19 protein-coding genes and 1 tRNA gene are annotated in these 19,021 nt (G+C 71.4%); 3 read left to right on the top strand and 17 right to left on the bottom strand.

Annotated elements, in window-relative coordinates:
* Nucleotides 1-93 precede the first annotated feature (93 nt).
* Together FLP10_RS17170 and FLP10_RS17165 are read right to left on the bottom strand one after the other, a co-directional pair.
* The gene (locus FLP10_RS17170; RefSeq protein ID WP_210418441.1) at nt 94-747 is read right to left on the bottom strand and encodes a TetR/AcrR family transcriptional regulator; all 654 of its coding nucleotides are present in this window, start codon (nt 745-747) and stop codon (nt 94-96) included.
* Between the two features lie 28 nt (nt 748-775).
* Nucleotides 776-1,315 carry a GNAT family N-acetyltransferase gene (locus FLP10_RS17165; protein ID WP_210418440.1) on the bottom strand — a complete coding sequence of 180 codons (540 nt, stop codon included), beginning with the start codon at nt 1,313-1,315 and terminating at the stop codon, nt 776-778.
* Between the two features lie 90 nt (nt 1,316-1,405).
* Between FLP10_RS17165 and FLP10_RS17160 the strand changes: the two genes are divergently transcribed.
* Nucleotides 1,406-1,981: a hypothetical protein gene (locus FLP10_RS17160; protein WP_210418439.1), complete on the top strand. Its 576-nt coding sequence runs from the start codon at nt 1,406-1,408 to the stop codon at nt 1,979-1,981.
* Between the two features lie 96 nt (nt 1,982-2,077).
* On the opposite strand, the gene FLP10_RS17155 is transcribed toward FLP10_RS17160, so the two are convergent.
* The 10 genes from FLP10_RS17155 to rplU all read right to left on the bottom strand — a co-directional run bounded on the left by FLP10_RS17155 (nt 2,078) and on the right by rplU (nt 9,225).
* Nucleotides 2,078-2,150, bottom strand: a tRNA-Ala gene (locus tag FLP10_RS17155).
* Nucleotides 2,151-2,230: 80 nt separating this feature from the next.
* Complete coding sequence (gene rsfS / locus FLP10_RS17150) at nt 2,231-2,617, bottom strand: ribosome silencing factor (protein ID WP_149161966.1); 387 nt, start codon at nt 2,615-2,617, stop codon at nt 2,231-2,233.
* 31 nt (nt 2,618-2,648) lie between these two features.
* Nucleotides 2,649-3,332 (bottom strand): hypothetical protein, encoded by a 684-nt coding sequence (locus FLP10_RS17145; RefSeq protein WP_149161965.1) that lies wholly within the window; start codon nt 3,330-3,332, stop codon nt 2,649-2,651.
* A gap of 725 nt (nt 3,333-4,057) precedes the next feature.
* On the bottom strand, nt 4,058-4,657 hold the full coding sequence (gene nadD / locus FLP10_RS17140) for a nicotinate-nucleotide adenylyltransferase (protein ID WP_149161964.1): 600 nt from the start codon (nt 4,655-4,657) through the stop codon (nt 4,058-4,060).
* A gap of 16 nt (nt 4,658-4,673) precedes the next feature.
* The gene (locus tag FLP10_RS17135) at nt 4,674-4,883 is read right to left on the bottom strand and encodes a hypothetical protein (protein ID WP_149161963.1); all 210 of its coding nucleotides are present in this window, start codon (nt 4,881-4,883) and stop codon (nt 4,674-4,676) included.
* Between the two features lie 66 nt (nt 4,884-4,949).
* A complete protein-coding gene (locus FLP10_RS17130; RefSeq protein ID WP_149161962.1) occupies nt 4,950-6,212 on the bottom strand; it encodes a glutamate-5-semialdehyde dehydrogenase in 1,263 nt (420 codons plus the stop codon).
* A 9-nt stretch (nt 6,213-6,221) separates the two neighbouring features.
* Complete coding sequence (gene proB, locus FLP10_RS17125; protein WP_149161961.1) at nt 6,222-7,040, bottom strand: glutamate 5-kinase; 819 nt, start codon at nt 7,038-7,040, stop codon at nt 6,222-6,224.
* Nucleotides 7,037-8,566 (bottom strand): GTPase ObgE, encoded by a 1,530-nt coding sequence (gene obgE / locus FLP10_RS17120; protein WP_149161960.1) that lies wholly within the window; start codon nt 8,564-8,566, stop codon nt 7,037-7,039. The genes proB and obgE overlap by 4 nt, the downstream gene beginning before the upstream one ends.
* 71 nt (nt 8,567-8,637) lie before the next feature.
* Nucleotides 8,638-8,895 (bottom strand): 50S ribosomal protein L27, encoded by a 258-nt coding sequence (gene rpmA / locus FLP10_RS17115; RefSeq protein WP_149161959.1) that lies wholly within the window; start codon nt 8,893-8,895, stop codon nt 8,638-8,640.
* A gap of 21 nt (nt 8,896-8,916) precedes the next feature.
* Nucleotides 8,917-9,225, bottom strand: a complete 309-nt coding sequence (gene rplU / locus FLP10_RS17110) for a 50S ribosomal protein L21 (RefSeq protein WP_149161958.1) — start codon at nt 9,223-9,225, stop codon at nt 8,917-8,919.
* A gap of 219 nt (nt 9,226-9,444) precedes the next feature.
* Here rplU and FLP10_RS17105 point away from each other — a divergent pair, with 219 nt between their 5' ends.
* A complete protein-coding gene (locus FLP10_RS17105) occupies nt 9,445-9,729 on the top strand; it encodes a DUF4031 domain-containing protein (RefSeq protein ID WP_149161957.1) in 285 nt (94 codons plus the stop codon).
* On the opposite strand, the gene FLP10_RS17100 is transcribed toward FLP10_RS17105, so the two are convergent.
* Entirely contained in the window at nt 9,718-12,384 is a 2,667-nt protein-coding gene (locus FLP10_RS17100; RefSeq protein WP_149161956.1) for an Rne/Rng family ribonuclease, read from the bottom strand. The genes FLP10_RS17105 and FLP10_RS17100 overlap by 12 nt on opposite strands.
* Nucleotides 12,385-12,658: 274 nt before the next feature.
* Between FLP10_RS17100 and FLP10_RS17095 the strand changes: the two genes are divergently transcribed.
* Nucleotides 12,659-13,285 carry a vitamin K epoxide reductase family protein gene (locus tag FLP10_RS17095; protein ID WP_149161955.1) on the top strand — a complete coding sequence of 209 codons (627 nt, stop codon included), beginning with the start codon at nt 12,659-12,661 and terminating at the stop codon, nt 13,283-13,285.
* 90 nt (nt 13,286-13,375) lie between these two features.
* Here the strand turns inward: FLP10_RS17095 and ndk are convergent, their stop codons facing one another.
* The 4 genes from ndk to ileS are packed head-to-tail and all read right to left on the bottom strand — an operon-like array spanning nt 13,376 to nt 18,949.
* Nucleotides 13,376-13,798 (bottom strand): nucleoside-diphosphate kinase, encoded by a 423-nt coding sequence (gene ndk, locus FLP10_RS17090; RefSeq protein WP_149161954.1) that lies wholly within the window; start codon nt 13,796-13,798, stop codon nt 13,376-13,378.
* The gene (locus FLP10_RS17085; RefSeq protein ID WP_149161953.1) at nt 13,795-14,274 is read right to left on the bottom strand and encodes a DUF4233 domain-containing protein; all 480 of its coding nucleotides are present in this window, start codon (nt 14,272-14,274) and stop codon (nt 13,795-13,797) included. The genes ndk and FLP10_RS17085 overlap by 4 nt, the downstream gene beginning before the upstream one ends.
* Nucleotides 14,271-15,644 carry a bifunctional folylpolyglutamate synthase/dihydrofolate synthase gene (locus FLP10_RS17080; RefSeq protein ID WP_149161952.1) on the bottom strand — a complete coding sequence of 458 codons (1,374 nt, stop codon included), beginning with the start codon at nt 15,642-15,644 and terminating at the stop codon, nt 14,271-14,273. The genes FLP10_RS17085 and FLP10_RS17080 overlap by 4 nt, the downstream gene beginning before the upstream one ends.
* Nucleotides 15,641-18,949, bottom strand: coding sequence for an isoleucine--tRNA ligase (gene ileS / locus FLP10_RS17075; protein WP_149161951.1), 3,309 nt, complete (start codon nt 18,947-18,949; stop codon nt 15,641-15,643). The genes FLP10_RS17080 and ileS overlap by 4 nt, the downstream gene beginning before the upstream one ends.
* Nucleotides 18,950-19,021 lie beyond the last annotated feature (72 nt).

Genomic DNA, 19,021 nt, shown 5'->3' with positions numbered 1-19,021 from the left:
TTGTCTGTCGCGGCGCGACGGAGGGTCAACCCGGCGCGCCAGTGGGCCGGGGATCGGGGACACATTCGACGACGCACGCCGTATGCCCGCCATTCACACTCCGGGCGTCGATGGACCGGATGCATCCCCCCTGGCGGGCGCGCGGGCGGCCAACGCAGCAAGCGTGGTGTCGCGCACCAAGGACGGCGCGTCGACCTCGTCGAGATCGCCCCGATGCACCGCCGCCGATGCGCCGTGCAGAATCGACTGGATCACGGTGAGCTGCCAGTCGATCGGAACATCGCTACGGAACTCGCCCACCGCGCGGCCGCGCTCGAGCAGGCCGCGGACGCGCGCGGCGGGCTCATCGTGGGCGCGGCGGAGCTGCTCGGGGGGCAGTTCTCGAGCCCCGGCGACGACGACGGCGCCGAACCGGTGGGTCAGGTGCCAGGTGGCCTCCAGCAGGCGGCCGAGCACCTCGCGCGGATCGCCGTCGAGGTCGAGTTGCGCCAGCGCCTCGTTCGTCTGGGCGATGGCCCGGTCGGTGACCGCCCGGATGAGCGTCGCCCGGGACTCGAAGTGGCCGTAGAGGGTCACCCTGCCGACGTCAGCGGCTTTGGCGATCTGGTTGATGCTCGCGTCGGGGTTGACCGCCAGCAGCCGAGTGGCGGCGTCGATGATCGCCTCGATGTTGCGGAGGGCGTCGGCGCGCTTGGTCCGGTCGGAAGACCCCTCCCCCGTGAGTGCACTCATTGCGACTTCGGTCACTGCCACCTCCTCGCGTGCGCAGCCAGATTCAGGTCTGCCGTGCTCGGGCGGCCGCGGCACTGACGAACCGGTGGCAGTCGACGGCCACCCCGCCGTCGGGCGTCGGCGCATGGTGGACGAACGGGCCCTCGTCGGCCCAGCCCTGCCGCTCGTAGAACCGCCGGGCGCCGTTGTTGCCGGTCGCGACCGCGAGCCACGCCCGGCCGTACCCTGCTGCGACGATGGCCTGTTCCTCGGCGCCGAGCAGCACGGCCCCGATGCCGCTGCCACGTGCGGCACGGTCGAGGTAGAGCTGATCCACCTGGTCACCGTCGATCATGACGAAGCCGGCGACCGCGTCGGCTCGCGTCGCGACGATCGTGTCGTCGACGCGATCGTGAGCACGCTCGGTGAACGAGCCCGACGTGCGAGCTGCGACGAGGGCCGCCGGGACGTGACCGAGGTGCGCGTCCGCCCACCCCTCTCGCCAGATGCGGGCGACCGCGTCGACATCGGCGGCCGCCATGGGCCGGAGCGCGACGGACGATGCGGCACGCTCGCTCGGCGCGCGCCGAGATGACTCCGTCATGCGATCCCTTCCACGAACTCGTACATCATAGTACGGTTTGATAACTCGAACACATGTGTCCAAGAAAGTAGGTTCGAGATGGATGTCACGATGGCGGCACGACGCGACAACTCGTCGGAGCACACGCGCAGCGCCCTGCCGTTGCGCACGGTGTGGCCGGCGACACTCGGCATGCTCGTCGCGGCGGCGACGGCGTACGGGCTCGATGACGGGCGAGAAGTCGCGCCCGTCGTCGCGGCATCGGGGCTCGTCTACCTCGCGGCGTCGGCCAGCGGGCGGCGATGGGCGGCATGGGTCGCCTTCGGCGTCAGCTTCGGGCTGATCACCCTCGACAAGTTCACCGGGTTCGAGGCCACTCCATGGCTCCTCGGCCTTGCTGCGGTGCTGGTGGTGGTGGGGCTCGCTGGCGGCCATACCCGGCCATGGTCGTCGCTGCCGTTGCAGACCGCCGCAATGCTCGTCCTGGGCGCGACCGCCCTGCTCGCCGTCCGCCTCGATGCGACCGTCGGCGGGCTGCTGGTCGCCGCAGCGCTCCTCGGCCACGCGGCCTGGGACATCCATCATCACCGCACCGGTCGCGTCGTGGACCGGTCGTTCGCCGAGTTCTGCGCGGTCCTCGACATCCTCGTCGCCGCGCTCGTCACGACCATCGCATTCACCCGCTGACCCCGCGGCGACGACCTCGTCGAGGGCCCGGGCCCTACAACGAACACGCCCTGCACACCGAACACGGTGGACAGGGCTGAAACTTCGACGAAAGGGTGGATCTGAGGGGACTCGAACCCCTGACCCCCTGCATGCCATGCAGGTGCGCTACCAGCTGCGCCACAGACCCGTTCGGGATGCTGCCCGCTCTCGCGCGGCAACGAATTCACTGTACACCAGCGACCCGGCTCCGATGAAATCGAGCGGGCCTCACTCGCCCGGTCGCTCGACCGCGGCGAGCAGGGGCGCGACCTCGATCGGCGGGCAGTCGAGCCAGAGCCGCTCGAGGCCGTAGTACAGGCGGTCTTCACGGTGGAAGACGTGCACGACGAGGTCGCCGAAGTCGAGCAGGATCCAGCGAGCGTGGTCGCGGCCCTCGCGGCGGGCGGCGTGCACGCCGTGCTCGGCAAGGGCCTCCTCGATTGCATCGGCGATCGCGAGCACGTTGCGCTCGGTCGCCCCTGTCGCGAGCAGGAACACGTCGGCGAACGGCGTCGGAACCGAGACGTCGAGTGCGACCAGGTCTTCCCCGCCCTTCGCGTCGGCCGCGCGCGCGGCGCTGGCGAGCAGGTCGAGGGCGCGGTCGGATGCCGTCATGCGTTCGCTTTCGGGGTCGAGGTGACGCGCGTCATCCGAACAATCCGGAGACCGCGCCGACGATGAGCGTCGTTACGACGCCGAGCGCGAGCACGCCGGCGGTGAGCGCGAGGATCAGCGGCAGGTTCATGCCGTCTTTCTTCGGTGGTGCGACCACGGTACGCGGGCCGGCCTGCGTCGAGATGGCGCTGGTGGCCGCGACCGGGCGGACGCCGGCCGTCGCGGCGTCGTCGCTGTCGAAGAGGTGGTCGATGTCGGACGAGTCGACCTGGCTCGGGTGAACCCCGGTAGCCGCGTAGCTGCGCGGGAGGTCGATCGAACCGGTCACGATGATCTCGCCCCCCTCGGCGAGCGGGGTGCCGAGCGGCCCCTGGTCGGGCAGCGTCGGCAGGATCAGTGCGTTGGTCGTGGTGGGCACGCCGTGCGAAGAGCGCCCGCGTGAGAGCACCTGGTCGTACGGCGTCGCGTCGTCGTCGACGAGGTGGAGCTGGTCGGTCCAGTGACCGGCCGGCTTCGGCGCCACGACCGGCTCATCGGCGCGCACCGCCTGAGCCGCCTGATGCGGCGCCGGCTCGCGGGTCGGCACCGGCGCGGCGCCATCGGCCGGCGTGAAGAGGTCGTCGTCGTCGTCGTGCGCGTCGGCCTGCTGCGCATCGATGAGCGCACGCAGTTCGCGGCGGGTGAGGGTGCGCTCGGGCGTACGACCGCCCGACACTTGGGAGGCGCCGCCGGCAGGCGCGGGCGCCGCTGCGGCCGGTGCGACCTGAGCGGGCTGCGGTGCGGGACGCGGCGGCTGGCCGGCACCGGGTACGCCCGACGCTGGGCGCTGCGGAAGCTGCTGAGCAGGTACCCGGGGCGCCGCGCCCTGGGGCGCTGGAGCATTCGGCAGCGGCACGCCGGGGCGCTGGCCTTGGTATGCGGACGGCGCCGGCTGGCCACCAGGCTGCGCCGGCGCGGACCGACCCGGGATCGGCTGCGCAGGAGCAGGAGCAGGAGCAGGAGCAGGAGCAGCAGGAGCCGGCCGCGCCTGCTGCGGAGCCGGCGGCAGGCCGGTCGGCGCGCCGAACGGGGCCGAAACGGGGCCTCCACCCGGGCGGGCCGCGTACCCGTTGGGTGCGGGCGGGGCCGATGCCTGACGGGGCGCGCCGCCGTTCGGCGAGCCGCCATTCGGCACTCCCCCGCCGGGCGCACCGGTGAACGGCGCATTCGACGGAATGCCGACGGGCGCCGCGTTCGGCTGTTGGGCGACCGGCGCCGGAGCGGGCGGCTGCGGGAAGGTCGGTGCGGGCGCCTGCAGCGGGAACTGCGGCGCAGCCGGAGGAGCGGCAGCCGGAGGAGCGCCGGCCGGAGCAGCAGCCGGGGTCGCCGCAGGGCCCTGCTGGGCCAGTCGCTCGCGTTCGCGAGCCTCACGCCTCGTGAGAGGCGGTTCCTGCGACGACGTCATTCGACACTCCGGTAGAGGTGGTGCTTGGAGATGTACTGGACGACCCCGTCGGGAACCAAGTACCACACCGGGTAGCCCCGGCGAACCCTGTCCCGGCAATCGGTCGACGAGATCGCCAGCGCCGGCACCTCCAACAAGCTTACGTGCTGCTCGGGCAATCCCGAAACGTTGAGCACATGTCCCGGCCGACTCACAGCGACGAAGTGGGCGAGCTCCCACAGCTCGGTTGCGTTGCGCCAGGAGAGGATCTGCGCGACCGCATCGGCACCGGTGATGAAGAACAGTTCGGCGTCGGGTCGCTCGGCCCGGATGTCTCGCAGCGTGTCGATCGTGTAGGTCGGCTTGTCGCGATCGACGTCGACCCGACTGACCGTGAAGCGGGGGTTCGAGGCCGTCGCGATCACCGTCATGAGGTAGCGGTGCTCGGCGGGCGTGACGACCGTCTTGTACGACGGCTGCCCCGTGGGCACGAACACGACCTCGTCGAGCCCGAACGACTGGGCGACCTCGCTGGCCGCCACGAGGTGTCCGTGGTGGATGGGGTCGAAGGTGCCGCCCATCACACCGACCCTCGGTCGGCGGGCGTCGCCGGTCATCGCGCGATCAGCTCGCTCAGTGGCCCGGGTGCTCGTTCCCGCCGTGCCGGGCCGCGTACGCCGCGGCCTTCGCGCGGTGACGGTTGGCGACGTCGCGGTACGAGTAGGTGACGATCGCCAGGGCCAGGAAGATGACGAATGCGACCAGACCGTACACGAACGGCTCCACAGGGAGCTCCCTCGCGTTCACCGACTCCGAGGCGAGGACAGCGGTCACCAGGCTCATTCAGCCGTTCCTTTCGAGTTGCTGCGCGACAGCCGCTGCCGTCGCGCCTTCCACAGTCTAGTGGGGTCAGGCGCGCACGTGCCCTGCGCCGCGCACGAGCCACTTGGTGCTGGTGAGCTCGGGCAGGCCCATCGGCCCCCTGGCGTGCAGCTTCTGCGTCGAGATGCCGACCTCGGCGCCGAACCCGAACTCGCCGCCGTCGGTGAACCGGGTGGATGCGTTCACCATCACGGCGGCCGCGTCGACCTCGTTCAGGAACCGCTCGGCGTTGCCGAGGTCGTTGGTCACGATCGACTCGGTGTGCTTGGTCGAGAACCTGCGGATGTGTCGGAGCGCGTCGTCGATCGAGTCGACGACGCCGACCGAGATCTCGAGACCCATGTGCTCAGTGGCGAAGTCGTCATCGCTCACCGGCAGCACCTCGGGCCGGATGGCGCGGACGCGCTCGTCGCCGCGGATGAGCACACCGGATGCCGCGAGCCGATCGAGCACCGTCGGAAGCAGTCGTTCGGCCGACGCACGATGGACGAGCACCGTCTCGAGTGCGTTGCACACGCTCGGACGCTGCACCTTCGCGTTGTGCACCAACTCGACCGCCCAGTCTTCGCGGGCGCTCTCGTCGAGGAACATGTGCACCACGCCGGCGCCGGTCTCGATCACGGGCACCTTCGCCTCGTCGACGACGGCGCGGATGAGGCCCGCGCTGCCCCGCGGGATGAGCACGTCGACGTATTCGCGCGCCTGCATGAGGTGCCGAGCGCCGTCGCGCCCGAAGTCGTCGACCGTCTGCACCGCATCGCCCGGAAGGCCCACCGAGTCGAGCGCTGCGCGCAGCACCTCGACGAGCACGCGGTTGGTGTGCTCGGCGGCGGTGCCCCCGCGCAGCACGACCGCATTGCCGCTCTTCAGGGCGAGCACCGCGATGTCGATCGTGACGTTCGGGCGAGCCTCGTAGATCGCGCCCACGACGCCGAGCGGCACCCGCACCTGGTCGATGCGCACCCCGCTCGGCAGCGAACGGCCCGAGACGGTCTCGCCGACGGGGTCGTCGAGCTGCACGACCTCGAGCACCGCGTCGGCGAGCGAGTCGATGCGCGCCTCGTCGAGCCGCAACCGGTCGAGCAGCCCGTCGGTCAGCTCGCGCTCGCGCCCGGCCTCGAGGTCGTCCGCGTTGGCCGCGACGATGTCGGCCGCGCGTTCGCGCAGGATGCGGGCCACGGCTTCGAGCGCGGCATCCTTCTGGGCCGTGGTCGCGGTCGCGAGTCGCAGCGACGCCTCCTTCGCGGCGGCGAGCCGGGCGTCGAGGACGGCAGTGTCGGTGAGGGCCATGCGCCAAGCCTAGGCGAGCAAGGCGGACTCCTCGGGCGTGTGACGAACGGGTGCCGGCTCGAACCAGGTGCCGAGCTCGCCGCCGTCGAGGGCGTCGTGAACGAGCTGCGTCGCGGTGATCAGCACCGCGGTTCCGGCTGCCGCGGCGATGCGCGCGGCCGAAACCTTCGTCTCGGCGCCGCCGGTGCCGACGCCGGCTCGACCGGCGTTGCCGATCTCGACCCCGGCGAGGTCGTCGCCGTACGGCACGACGGGGATGCGCTCGGCACCCGGCAGGTGCGGGGGCTTCGTGTACAGCGCGTCGACATCGCTCAGCAGTACCAGCAACTCGGCGCCCACGAGCTCGGCCACCAGGGCGGCGAGCCGGTCGTTGTCGCCGAACCGGATCTCGTGCGTGGCGACGGTGTCGTTCTCGTTCACGATCGGCAGGATCCGCAGGCCGAGCAGCCGCTCCATCGCGCGCTGCGCGTTCGAGCGGTGGGTCGGGTTCTCGAGGTCGCCGGCCGTGAGCAGCACCTGCCCGGCGACGATGCCGTACCGACGCAGCGAGTCCTGGTAGCGGAAGATCAGGATGTTCTGCCCGACCGAGGCCGCCGCCTGCTGCGTTGCGAGGTCGGTGGGCCGCGAGTCGAGCTCGAGGTACGGCATCCCGGTGGCGATGGCGCCGGATGACACGAGCACGACCTCGGCACCGCGGCCATGGGCGGCGGCGAGGGCGTCGACGAGCGGAGCGATCTGGCCGGCGTTCTCGCCGCTGATCGACGAGGATCCGACCTTCACGACGATGCGCGTGGCCCGCGGGATGTCCGATCGTACGCGCGGGGTCATCCCTCGCCGTCCTCCTCGTCGTCGTCGTGGTCGGCGGCCCAGATGCCGGCCTCGCGCTCGCGCTCGAGCTCGGCGCGCGCCTCGGCCTTCGCGTCCATGCGGTCGAAGTACGCCTCGCGGCGCTCGGCGCGCGTGGCGCGGCGGTTCTCGTCGAGGCGGGTGTCGGCGCCGCGCGGTGCGGTGATGAGCTCGGCCGTCGATGTGAGGGTCGGCTCCCAGTCGAACACCACGCCCGAGCCGGGGCCGATGACCACGGTGGAGCCGGCGACCGCCCCGGCGCGCACCAGCGCGTCCTCGACGCCGAGGCGGGCGAGCCGGTCGGCGAGGTAGCCGACCGCTTCGTCGTTCGTGAAGTCGGTCTGGGCGACCCACCGCTGCGGCTTCGCCCCGAGGACCCGGTACAGGGTGCCGTAGCTGCCGCCCTCGGCGCGCACGGTGAAGTCGACCGCGTCGACCGCCTTCGGGCGCATCACGATGCGCTCGGCGACCGGCGCCGCGGCCGCTTCACGACGGGCCGTGTCGACGACCTCGCCGAGTGCGAAGCCGAGCTGCCGCAGTCCCTCGTGGCTGACCGTCGAGATCTGGAACACGCGGTAGCCGCGGGCTTCGAGCTCGGGGGCGACGAGGTCGGCGAGGTCGCGCGCCTCGGGCACGTCGATCTTGTTGAGCGCGATGAGCTGGGGACGCTCGAGCAGCGGGGTCTGCCCCTCGGGCACCGGGTACGCGGCGAGCTCGCCGAGGATGACGTCGAGATCGCTGACCGGGTCGCGCCCCGGGTCGAGCGTCGCGCAGTCGAGCACGTGCAGCAGTGCGGAGCAACGCTCGACGTGGCGCAGGAAGTCGAGACCGAGCCCCTTGCCCTCGCTCGCGCCCTCGATGAGCCCCGGCACGTCGGCCACGGTGAACCGGTGGTCGCCCGCCTGCACGACCCCGAGGTTGGGATGCAGGGTGGTGAACGGGTAGTCGGCGATCTTGGGGCGCGCGGCCGACATCGCGGCGATGAGGCTCGACTTGCCCGCCGACGGGTATCCGACCAGCGCGACATCCGCGATGGTCTTCAGCTCGAGCGTCACCTCGCCCTCGAAGCCCGGCGTGCCGAGCAGCGCGAACCCGGGCGCCTTGCGCTTGGTCGTGGCGAGCGCCGCGTTGCCGAGTCCGCCCTGACCGCCCTCGGCGACGATGAATCGCATGCCGGGTTCGGTCAGGTCGGCGAGTTCGGCGCCGTCGGCGTCCTTGACGACCGTGCCGACCGGAACCGGCAGCTCGATGTCTTCGCCGGTCGACCCCGACCGGTTGTCGCCCATGCCCGGCTGCCCGTTCGGCGACGTGCGGTGCGGGCGCCCGTGGTACGCGAGCAGCGTGGTCACCTGCGGTTCGGCGACGAGCACGATGTCGCCGCCGTCACCGCCGTTGCCGCCGTCGGGGCCGGCCAGCGGCTTGAACTTCTCACGGCGCACCGACACGCAGCCGTTGCCTCCGTGTCCGGCCTTCACGAACAGCCGGACCTCGTCGACGAAACTGACCATGTCGATGCCTCTCCTCTGATGAAACGCGTGAGGGCGAGCCGAAGCTCGCCCTCACGACATCGATCGCCCGATTACTCGGCGACCGCCACGATGTTGACGACCTTGCGGCCGCCCTTCGCGCCGAACTGCACGGCGCCCGCCTCGAGGGCGAACAGCGTGTCGTCACCGCCGCGGCCGACGCCGGCCCCGGGGTGGAAGTGCGTACCGCGCTGGCGGACGATGATCTCGCCGGCCTGCACGACCTGGCCGCCGAACCGCTTCACGCCGAGGCGCTGCGCGTTCGAGTCACGACCGTTGCGAGTGGAGCTCGCACCCTTCTTGTGTGCCATGTCTTCGTCTCCCTCTGGCCGTTACTTGATGCCGGTGACCTTGACGCGCGTGAGGTCCTGGCGGTGCCCCTGGCGCTTCTTGTACCCGGTCTTGTTCTTGAACTTCTGGATCACGATCTTCGGGCCCCGGAGGTCGCCGAGCACTTCGGCGGTGACCGTGACCTTCGCGAGCGACTTCGCGTCGGAGGTGATCTTGTCGCCGTCCACGAGGAGGACCGGCGTCAGCTGGACGTTGCCGTCCTTGTCGGCCTGCACTCGGTCCATCGTGACGATGGTGCCGACCTCGACCTTCTCCTGTCGGCCTCCGGCGCGCACTACTGCGTAAACCACTACTCGTACCTATCTCTGGGGAGCCTTGCGGCCCCGACTGCCTGATGGGGTTGTCACTGCGCGGAAGACCCCAGCGGGAATGAGGGTCGTCACTGCCAGAAAACTGTGCGTGCCCTCCGGGATAAGCCGGTGGCACCAACGGTCGAGTCTACCGGATGCCCGGAGGCCGGTCAAACGCGCGACACGCCCTGCCGAACGCCCCCAGCATATGCTCAGGGCATGACCGTGCTCATCGACCCGCCGCTCTGGCCGCGCCACGGCACGGTCTGGAGTCATCTCGTCAGCGACGCGTCGATCGCCGAGCTGCAGGCATTCGCCCGCCGTGCGGGTCTCCCCGAGCGAGGGTTCGATCTCGACCACTACGACGTGCCCGCCGAGCGCTACGACGAGCTGGTCGCGCTCGGCGCCGAGCCGGTCGACCCGCGACAGCTGGTGCGCCGGCTCGCCGCGAGCGGCCTGCGGGTCACGCCGCGCGAGCGGCGTGCCCGCCGGTCACTCGGCTGAGTCGTCGTCGCTCGGCTCGGGGCGCACGATCACAGGCGCCGCACCCGCGGTGCTGAGCGCCGTCGTCGAGACGCGTCGGCTGCGCGACCGCCCCTCGCCCTGCGCCTTCGGCGCGGGCAGCGCGTCGAGTACCGAGCCGAGCAGCTCGTCGGGGTCGACCGCGGGCTTCGGGCGCTCGCGACGGACGGGGGTGTCGGGAAGGTCGAGCACCGGGACAGCGGGCGCTGCCTGAGCGGCGTCGGAATCGAACTCGCGGGCCGGCGCCTCGGCAGCCGGAACCGCATCTGGACCCGCGGCCGACACGGGGTCGGCGACGTCGGCCCGCCCGCCCACGGGTGCCGCGGCGTCGGCCGATGTGGCGCGGCGGTGGCGGCCGCGACGGCGGGAACCGCGCGGCTCGGGCGACGACTCCCCCGAGGCATCCGCCGTCGCCGCGGGCGCGACCTCGGCGACCTGCGCCGCGGGCTCGTCGCCGGCCGGCCGGCCGGGCTCCCCGTGGGCGATCGTGGAGGCCGCGATCTTCGCGAGCGCGTTCTTGGCGTCTTCGGTGATGGCGTGCGTGCCGGCGTGCGCCTTGACCTCGGCCGCAGGTGCGGCGGTCTGCTGCTGCTGCGCACCGCCGCCGCGGCTGCGCCGACGCTCGACCTGCTGTTGCGGGGCACGGTGCTTCATGATCGGCTCGTGGTGCACGATGATGCCGCGGCCCGCGCAGACCTCGCACGGCTCGCTGAACGACTCGAGCAGCCCGAGGCCGAGCTTCTTGCGGGTCATCTGCACGAGGCCGAGCGAGGTGACCTCGGCGACCTGGTGCTTGGTGCGGTCGCGCGACAGGCACTCGACGAGTCGGCGCAGCACGAGGTCGCGGTTCGACTCGAGGACCATGTCGATGAAGTCGACCACGATGATGCCGCCGATGTCGCGCAGCCGCAGCTGGCGCACGATCTCTTCGGCCGCCTCGAGGTTGTTCTTCGTGACGGTCTCTTCGAGGTTGCCGCCCGACCCGACGAACTTGCCGGTGTTCACGTCGACGACCGTCATCGCCTCGGTGCGGTCGATGATGAGGGAACCGCCCGACGGCAGCCAGACCTTGCGCTCGAGCGCCTTCTCGATCTGCTCGGTGATGCGGAACTCGTCGAACGCGTCGCGCTCGCCCGAGTAGGCCTCGACGCGTTCGAGCAGGTCGGGCGCGACCGAGCCGAGGTACCGCTCGATCGTCTGGCGCGCCTCGTCGCCGGCGATGATCATCTTCTGGAAGTCCTCGTTGAAGACGTCGCGCACGATCTTCACGAGCAGGTCGGGCTCGGAGTGCAGCAGCGCGGGCGCCTGCACCTTCTCGAGCGCGGCCGAGATGTCGGCCCACTGGGCGGTGAGCCGGTTCACGTCGAGGGTGAGCTGCTCTTCGGTGGCCCCCTCGGCGGCGGTGCGCACGATGACGCCGACGTTCTCGGGGAGCACTTCCTTCAGGATCTTCTTCAGTCGCGCCCGTTCGGTGTCGGGGAGCTTGCGGCTGATGCCGTTCATCGACCCGTTCGGCACGTACACGAGGTAGCGGCCGGGCAGCGACACCTGGCTGGTGAGGCGGGCGCCCTTGTGGCCCACCGGGTCTTTCGTGACCTGCACGAGCACCTTGTCGCCCGGCTTCAGCGCGAGCTCGATGCGGCGGGGTTGGTTCTTCTCGCCGTTCTCGGCGGCGGCCTCCCAGTCGACCTCGCCCGAGTAGAGCACGGCGTTGCGCCCGCGCCCGATGTCGACGAACGCGGCTTCCATGCTCGGCAGCACATTCTGCACGCGGCCGAGGTAGACGTTGCCGATGAGCGACGCGTCTTGATTGCGCGCGACGTAGTGCTCGACGAGCACCCCGTCCTCGAGCACGCCGATCTGGATGCGCCCGCCCTTCTGGCGCACGACCATCTGCCGGTCGACCGATTCGCGACGGGCGAGGAACTCGGCCTCGGTGATCACCGCGCGACGGCGGCCGGCGTCGCGGCCGTCGCGTCGACGCTGCTTCTTCGCCTCGAGGCGCGTGGAGCCCTTGACCTTCTGCGGCTCGGTGATGAGCTCGGGCTCGCGGGGCTTGCGCACCTTGACCACGGTGTTCGCGGGCTCGTCGCCCGACTGGCGGCCCTCTTCGCCGCTGCGGCGGCGGGCGCGGCGGCGCACGGTCGACGACGCGTCGTCGCCGCCGCGGTCGCCGCGATCGCGATCGCCCTGGTCGGCGCGCTCAGCGCGCTCGAGTCGGTCGGGCACCGCGATCACCGGCGGCGCGCGGAAGATCAGCGACGTGGTCGTGAGCGCGGACGTCTCGATCGGCACGAGGTGCACTGCCGGTTCGGATGCCTCGGGCTCGACGTCGCCCTCGGTCGGCGCGGAGGCGTCGCCCGATGGCTCGTTCGCCGGCTGCGCCGCGGCGGCGTCAGCGGGCTCGGCATCGGGCACGGGCGCCTGCGACCCGACCGGCGTCGGCACGCCGTCGGTCACGACCGCCTCAGCCGGGGCATCCGTCGCCTCGCCGTCGGTCGACGTCGTCGGCCGTGGACCGACCGACGCACCACCCCGACCGCGGCCGCGCCGCCCGGTGAAGAATCCCCCACGTCGCTTCGGTGCGCCTGCGCCGGTCTCTGACCCGCCGGCGTTGTTCTCGTTGCCTTCCACCATCCCTGGTGCACTCCTACACCGGGTTCGGCAGCCGCGCCGTCGAACCCGTACTCCTCGAGCGAGGTCGCGCCTGGCGCGATCCCGCCAATCCTTCACTACTGCGACCGGCCGTCGGCCGGATCGCCACGTCTCGCGGTGTCGTCACCGCAGTGCGGATGCGGTGCATCCTTGAAAGCCTTCGTTGGCGTCGCGCCGGGCGCGGCCCGGACGACTCCCTCGATTATCGCATGCTTCGCGCAGCCGCCGTCGGAACCGGCATGCCAGAATACGAACCATGCCCGACGCCCCCGCCCCCGCTCGCCGCCTCGGACTCGGCATCGCCCTCCTGATTCTGGGCGCACTCGGCCTCCTGGCCGCATGGGATCTCTCACTCGAGAAGGTGCTCACGCTGGCCGACCGCGATCACGTGCCATCGTGCAACGTGGGCGTGCTCGTGGGCTGCAGCGTCAACCTCGACAGCTGGCAGGGCGGCGTGTTCGGCTTCCCGAACCCCTTCATCGGCCTGATGGCCTGGCCTGTCGTCATGACGATCGCGGTGGCGCTCATCGGCGGCGTGCGGTTCCCGCGCTGGTTCTGGATCGGCTTCAACGTCGGCGTCGCGGGCGCACTCGTCTTCGTCGGCTGGCTCATCGCCCAGAGCATCTACGTGCTCGACGTGCTCTGCCCCTGGTGCATGCTCACCTGGGCCGTCACGATCCCGACGTTCTGGATCGTCACCCTCGACAACCTCCGCGAGGGGCGCTTCGGCGGCTCCGAGCGCACCCGCAAGGTCGGCGCCACCCTGTTCGGCTGGATCCCGCTCATCACGGTCGTCTGCTACGCGATCGTCATCCTGCTCGCGCAGGCGCAGATGAACGCGATCCCGCGGGTGCTCATCGACCTGCAGAACCTCTTCCGCTGAGCGTCGCTCCGCATCAGACACGGATGCCCCGTGGCCGGCGCCTGCGCGCCGGCCACGGGGCATCCGCTCGTTCGGGTGCAGCTCGCCGGCTCAGGCGAACCAGAGCGCGAGCTCGCGCTCGGCCGACTCGCGCGAGTCGGAGCCGTGCACCAGGTTCTGCTGCACCTTCAGGCCCCAGTCGCGGCCGAAGTCGCCGCGGATCGAGCCGGGCGCGGCCGTCGTCGGGTCGGTCGTGCCCGCGAGCACCCGGAAGCCCTCGATGACGCGGTTGCCCGCGACGCGCAGCGCCACCACCGGGCCCGACTGCATGAACTCGATGAGCGGTTCGTAGAACGGCTTGCCCTCGTGCTCGGCGTAGTGCTTCGCGAGCAGCTCGCGATCGGCCTGCACCATGCGCAGATCGACGAGCGAGTAGCCCTTCGCCTCGATGCGGCGCAGGATCTCGCCCGTGAGGTTGCGGGCGACGCCGTCGGGCTTGACCAGCACCAGGGTCTCCTCGATGCCGTTGCTCATTGCGGTTCCTTTCCGGGTTCGGCCGCGGCCGCCCTGTCTCGGTCGATTCGTGCGCCGACGACCATGCAGTACGCCCACAGGCCGCCGAAGAGTGCGCCGACGACGTACATCGCCGGGTTGATGATGCCCGCCACGATCACCACGACCTGGATCGCCCAGCCGAGCCAGAAGGCGAAGCGGAAGCGGAGCAGGCCGATCGTCGCGACGAGCAGCAGGATGATGACCCCGCCGGCGACGAGCGCCGCCCACGACGGCAGCCCCCACACGCCGCCCGACGCGTCGGCGAGGCCCCAGAGCACGAGTGCCGCGAGGAACACCACGATGGTCTCGAAGGCGAGCACGATCGACGCGAGACTGCGGCGCACCGAGCTGGGGCGGGCGGGTGCGACGGTCGGCTCAGGTGCGATCGACGCGGGCTCGGTCGAGTCGGCCTGCTCGGGCTGCACCGGCTCGGGCCGCTCGGATGCCGCGCTCATTCGCCGCTCCATCGGCGATCGCGTGCGAACGCGACGACCTCGCCGACGAGCGTGACCGAGCCGGTGGCGACCACGCCGCGACCCGGGGCGTCGGACGCCCAGTCGCGCGCATCCTCGAGGGCGTCCTCGAGGCGGTCGGCCGAGGTGACGCGTTCGGGGCCGACGACGGAGGCGATGCGGGCCGCGAGCTCGCCGACCTCGACCGCGCGATCCGACGACGACCGCGTCACGACGAAGGTCGCGCCCGTCGGCTCGAGCGCGCGGGCGATGCCCTCGGCGTCCTTGTCGGCGAGGATGCCGAGCACGATGACGAGCTCGGTGAAGTCGAAGTACTCCTCGAGGGCCGCGGCGAGCGACGCGGCGCCGTGCGGATTGTGCGCGGCGTCGACGATGAGGGTGGGGTCGGCGGCGACCCGCTGCAGGCGACCGGGCGAGGTCACCGCCGCGAGACCCGCCTGCACGACGTCATCGGGGATTCGTGCGACCCCGAGGAACGACTCGACCGCGGCGATCGCGACGGCGGCGTTCTCGGCCTGATGGCGGCCGAACAGCGGCAGCGCCAGGTCGCGGTAGTCGCCCGCGAGCCCCCGCACCGACACGAGCTGCCCGCCGACCGCGACGCGGCTGTCGATCACGGCGAACCCGCCGCCCTCGACCTCGAAGGTGCCGTCGGCGCGCGCTGCCGCCTCGCGCAGCACCTCGAGCACCGCCGGCTGCTGGAACGCGGTGACGACATCGGCGCCCGGCTTCACGATGCCCGACTTGGTGCGGGCGATCTGCTCGACCGTGCCGCCGAGTCGGCGCTCGTGGTCGAGGGCGATCGGGGAGAACACCGCGACCTGGCCGTCGGCCACGTTCGTCGAATCCCACTCGCCGCCCATCCCGACCTCGAGCACCATCACGTCGACCGGGGCATCCGCGAAGCAGGCGAACGCGAGCACCGTGAGCGCCTCGAAGAAGGTGAGCCGTGCCTCGCCGGCGGCCACGAGCTCGTCGTCGACGAGCGAGACGATGGGCTCGATCTCGTCCCAGATGCGCGCGACGTCGGCGTCGGCGATGGGCTCGCCGTCGATGAGGATCCGCTCGGTGAACCGCTCGAGGTGCGGGCTGGTGAGCAGGCCGGTGCGCAGGCCGTCGGCGCGCAGCAGGCTCTCGACGATACGGCTCGTCGACGTCTTGCCGTTCGTGCCGGTGAGGTGGATGACCGGCGCCGACCGGTGCGGGTCGCCGAGTAGCTCGACGGCGCGGCGGGTGGCACCGAGGCGCGGCTCGGGGGCCGCCTCGCCGACCCGGCCGAGCAGGCCGGCGTACACCGCGTCGGCGGCCTCGCGGGCGTCGGGGTCGAAGTCTGGGTCGAACTCGTCGGTCATGCGCGCTCCAGGTCGATGCGGACGAGGGTGCCGCCGGCGAGGGGCGCGAGGGCGGCGCCCTCATCGCCGTCCAGCGCGGTCAGCGCGAGGCCGACCGCGAGCGTCTCGCCGGCGATCAGTTCGCGGTGGGCATCGGCGGCGGCTGCCGAGGCTGCGTCGAGAGCGAGCGTCAATCGGATCCGGTCGCCGACCTCGAGCCCTGCGGCCTTGCGGGCCTCCTGCACGGCGCGCACCAGGTCGCGCGCGATGCCCTCGGCCTCGAGCTCGGCCGTGGTCGCCGTGTCGAGGATCACGAACCCGCCGTCGGAGAGCAGGCCCAGCACGGCCGAGCCGTCGCCCGCCGCGCCGGTCTCGAGCACAAGGTCGTACTCCCCCGGCTCGAGCGCGATGCCGCCGGCCACCACGGTCTCGCCGTCGAGGGTCCAGTCGCCCGAGCGGGCGGCGCCGATCGCGTGCTGCACCTGCTTGCCGAGGCGGGGCCCTGCGGCGCGAGCGTTCACCGTGAGCCGCTTGGTGACGCCGAACCGCTCGGCGCTGCCCCCATCGAGCTGCACCAGCTCGACCGCCTTCACATTCAGCTCGTCACGGAGGATCGCCTCGAACGGCGCCAGCGCCGCGGCATCCGACGCGACCACCGTGAGCGTCGCGAGCGGAAGCCGCACGCGACGGCCCGCCTGCTTGCGCAGCGCGAGCGCGGTGCCCGCGATCTCACGCACCGCGTCCATCGCGGCCACCAGCTCGGGGTCGGCCGGGAACTCGGCCGCGTCGGGCCAGTCGGCCAGGTGCACGCTGCGCCCGCCGGTGAGCCCCTGCCAGATCTTCTCGGTGACGAGGGGAAGCATGGGCGCCGCGAGGCGGGTGAGCGTCTCGAGCACCGTGTACAGCGTGTCGAAGGCCTCGGCGCCCGAACCGTCGTCGGCGACGCCCCGCCAGAACCGGTCGCGCGACCGGCGCACGTACCAGTTGGTGAGCACGTCGGCGAAGTCGCGCAGCTTCTGCGACGCGAGCGTCGTGTCGAACTCGTCGAGGTCGGCCGTCACCGCGGTGACCAGGTCGCGCAGCTTCGCGAGCAGGTAGCGGTCGAGCACGTCGGTCGACGAGGTCGAACGGGATGCCTCGTAGCCGCCCTCGCGCGCGGTGTTGGCGTAGAGCGAGAAGAAGTACCAGGTGCTCCAGAGCGGCAGCATGAGCTGGCGCACGCCCTCGCGGATGCCCTCCTCGGTGACGATCAGGTTGCCGCCGCGCAGCACCGAGCTCGACATCAGGAACCAGCGCATCGCGTCGGAGCCGTCGCGGTCGAACACCTCGTTCACATCGGGGTAGTTGCGCAGCGACTTCGACATCTTCTGCCCATCGCTGCCGAGCACGATGCCGTGACTGACCACGTTGCGGTACGCCGGCCGGTCGAACAGGGCGGTCGAGAGCACGTGCATGACGTAGAACCAGCCGCGGGTCTGACCGATGTACTCGACGATGAAGTCGGCCGGGTGGTGCGTGTCGAACCACTCGCGGTTCTCGAACGGGTAGTGCACTTGCGCGAACGGCATCGAGCCCGAGTCGAACCAGACGTCGAACACGTCGGTGATGCGGCGCATCGTCGACCGGCCGGTGGGATCGTCGGGGTTCGGGCGGGTCAGCTCGTCGATGTACGGGCGGTGCAGGTCGGGTTCGCCCTCGGGATTGCGCGGGAGCCGGCCGAAGTCGCGCTCGAGCTCTTCCAGCGAGCCGTACACATCGACGCGGGGGTACTCGGGGTCGTCGCTCTTCCACACCGGGATGGGCGATCCGAAGTACCGGTTGCGGCTGATCGACCAGTCGCGGGCGTTGCCGACCCACTTGCCGAACTGCCCGTACTTCACGTTCTCGGGCACCCAGGTGATGTCGTCGTTGAGCTCTTCCATCCGGTCGCGGAACTCGGGCACGCGCACGAACCAGCTCGACACGGCCTTGTAGATGAGCGGATTGCGGCAGCGCCAGCAGTGGGGGTACGAATGCTCGTACGACGCCTGGCGCAGCAGCCGGCCCTCGGCCTTCAGCAGCTGCGTGAGCGGCTTGTTCGCGTCGCTCCACAGCTGGCCCGCGACGTCGGTCACCGCCGGCAGGAACTTGCCGCCGTCGTCGAGCGACAGGATCACCGGGATGCCGTTCGCCTCGCAGATCCGTTGGTCTTCCTCACCGTAGGCGGGCGCCTGGTGCACGATGCCCGTGCCGTCTTCGGTCGTGACGTAGTCGGCGACCAGGATGCGCCAGGCGTGCTCGAGGCCGTACGCCTCGACGTCGGCGTAGTAGTCGAAGAGCCGGTCGTAGGTGACGCCCTCGAGCTCGGCGCCGCGCACGGTGCGCGAGATCGCGGCGCGCGCCGCATCGGCCGAGTCGTAGCCGAGCTCCTTCGCGTAGCCGCCGACGAGGTCGACGGCGAGCAGGTACTCGGCGCCCAGCACCTCGGTGTCGGATGCCTCGTCGCCGGCCTGCTCGCGCAGCACCGTCGCGTCGGGCGTGCCGTTCGGGCCGGCGGGCACCACCGCGTACTCGATGTCGGGGCCGACCGCGAGGGCGAAGTTCGTCGGCAGGGTCCACGGCGTGGTCGTCCACGCGAGCGCGCGTACGGCGGTCAGGCCGAGCGATTCGGCCTTGGGCCCGGTGAGCGGGAAGGTGACCGTGACGGTTTGGTCCTGCCGCATCTTGTAGACATCGTCGTCCATGCGCAGCTCGTGGTTCGACAGCGGCGTCTGATCGCGCCAGCAGTACGGCAGCACGCGGAAGCCCTCGTACGCGAGCCCCTTCTCGTGCAGCTGCTTGAACGCCCAGATGACCGACTCCATGAACGTCACGTCGAGCGTCTTGTAGTCGTGCTCGAAGTCGACCCACCGCGCCTGCCGGGTGACGTACTCCTGCCACTCGTCCGTGTAGCGCAGCACCGAGTCGCGCGCCGCGCGGTTGAACGCGGCGAGGCCCATCTCCTCGATCTGGCTCTTGTCGGTGATGCCGAGCTGCCGCTCGGCCTCGAGCTCGGCGGGCAGGCCGTGCGTATCCCAGCCGAACCGGCGATGCACCTGCTTGCCGCGCATGGTCTGGAACCGGGGGAAGACGTCCTTCGCGTACCCCGTGAGCAGGTGGCCGTAGTGCGGCAGTCCGTTCGCGAACGGGGGGCCGTCGTAGAACACCCACTCGGGCGAGCCCTCGCGCTCGTCGATCGACGCCTGGAAGGTGCCGTCGGCCTTCCAGAACGCGAGCACCTCCTGCTCGATGGCCGGAAAGCTCGGTGAGGGGTTCACGCCGTGGTCGTCTGGGGTGCGCGGGTACACGCTCGCTCCTTGCGGGACGGATGCCTTCACGAGGACGTCGGTCGCCCGATCGGGCGCCGCCGCGGTACCACC

This window comes from Agromyces intestinalis (assembly GCF_008365295.1).
Taxonomy (GTDB): domain Bacteria; phylum Actinomycetota; class Actinomycetes; order Actinomycetales; family Microbacteriaceae; genus Agromyces; species Agromyces intestinalis.
Note: the sequence above shows the minus strand (reverse complement) of the source record. Positions and strands in the feature narration are given on the sequence as shown.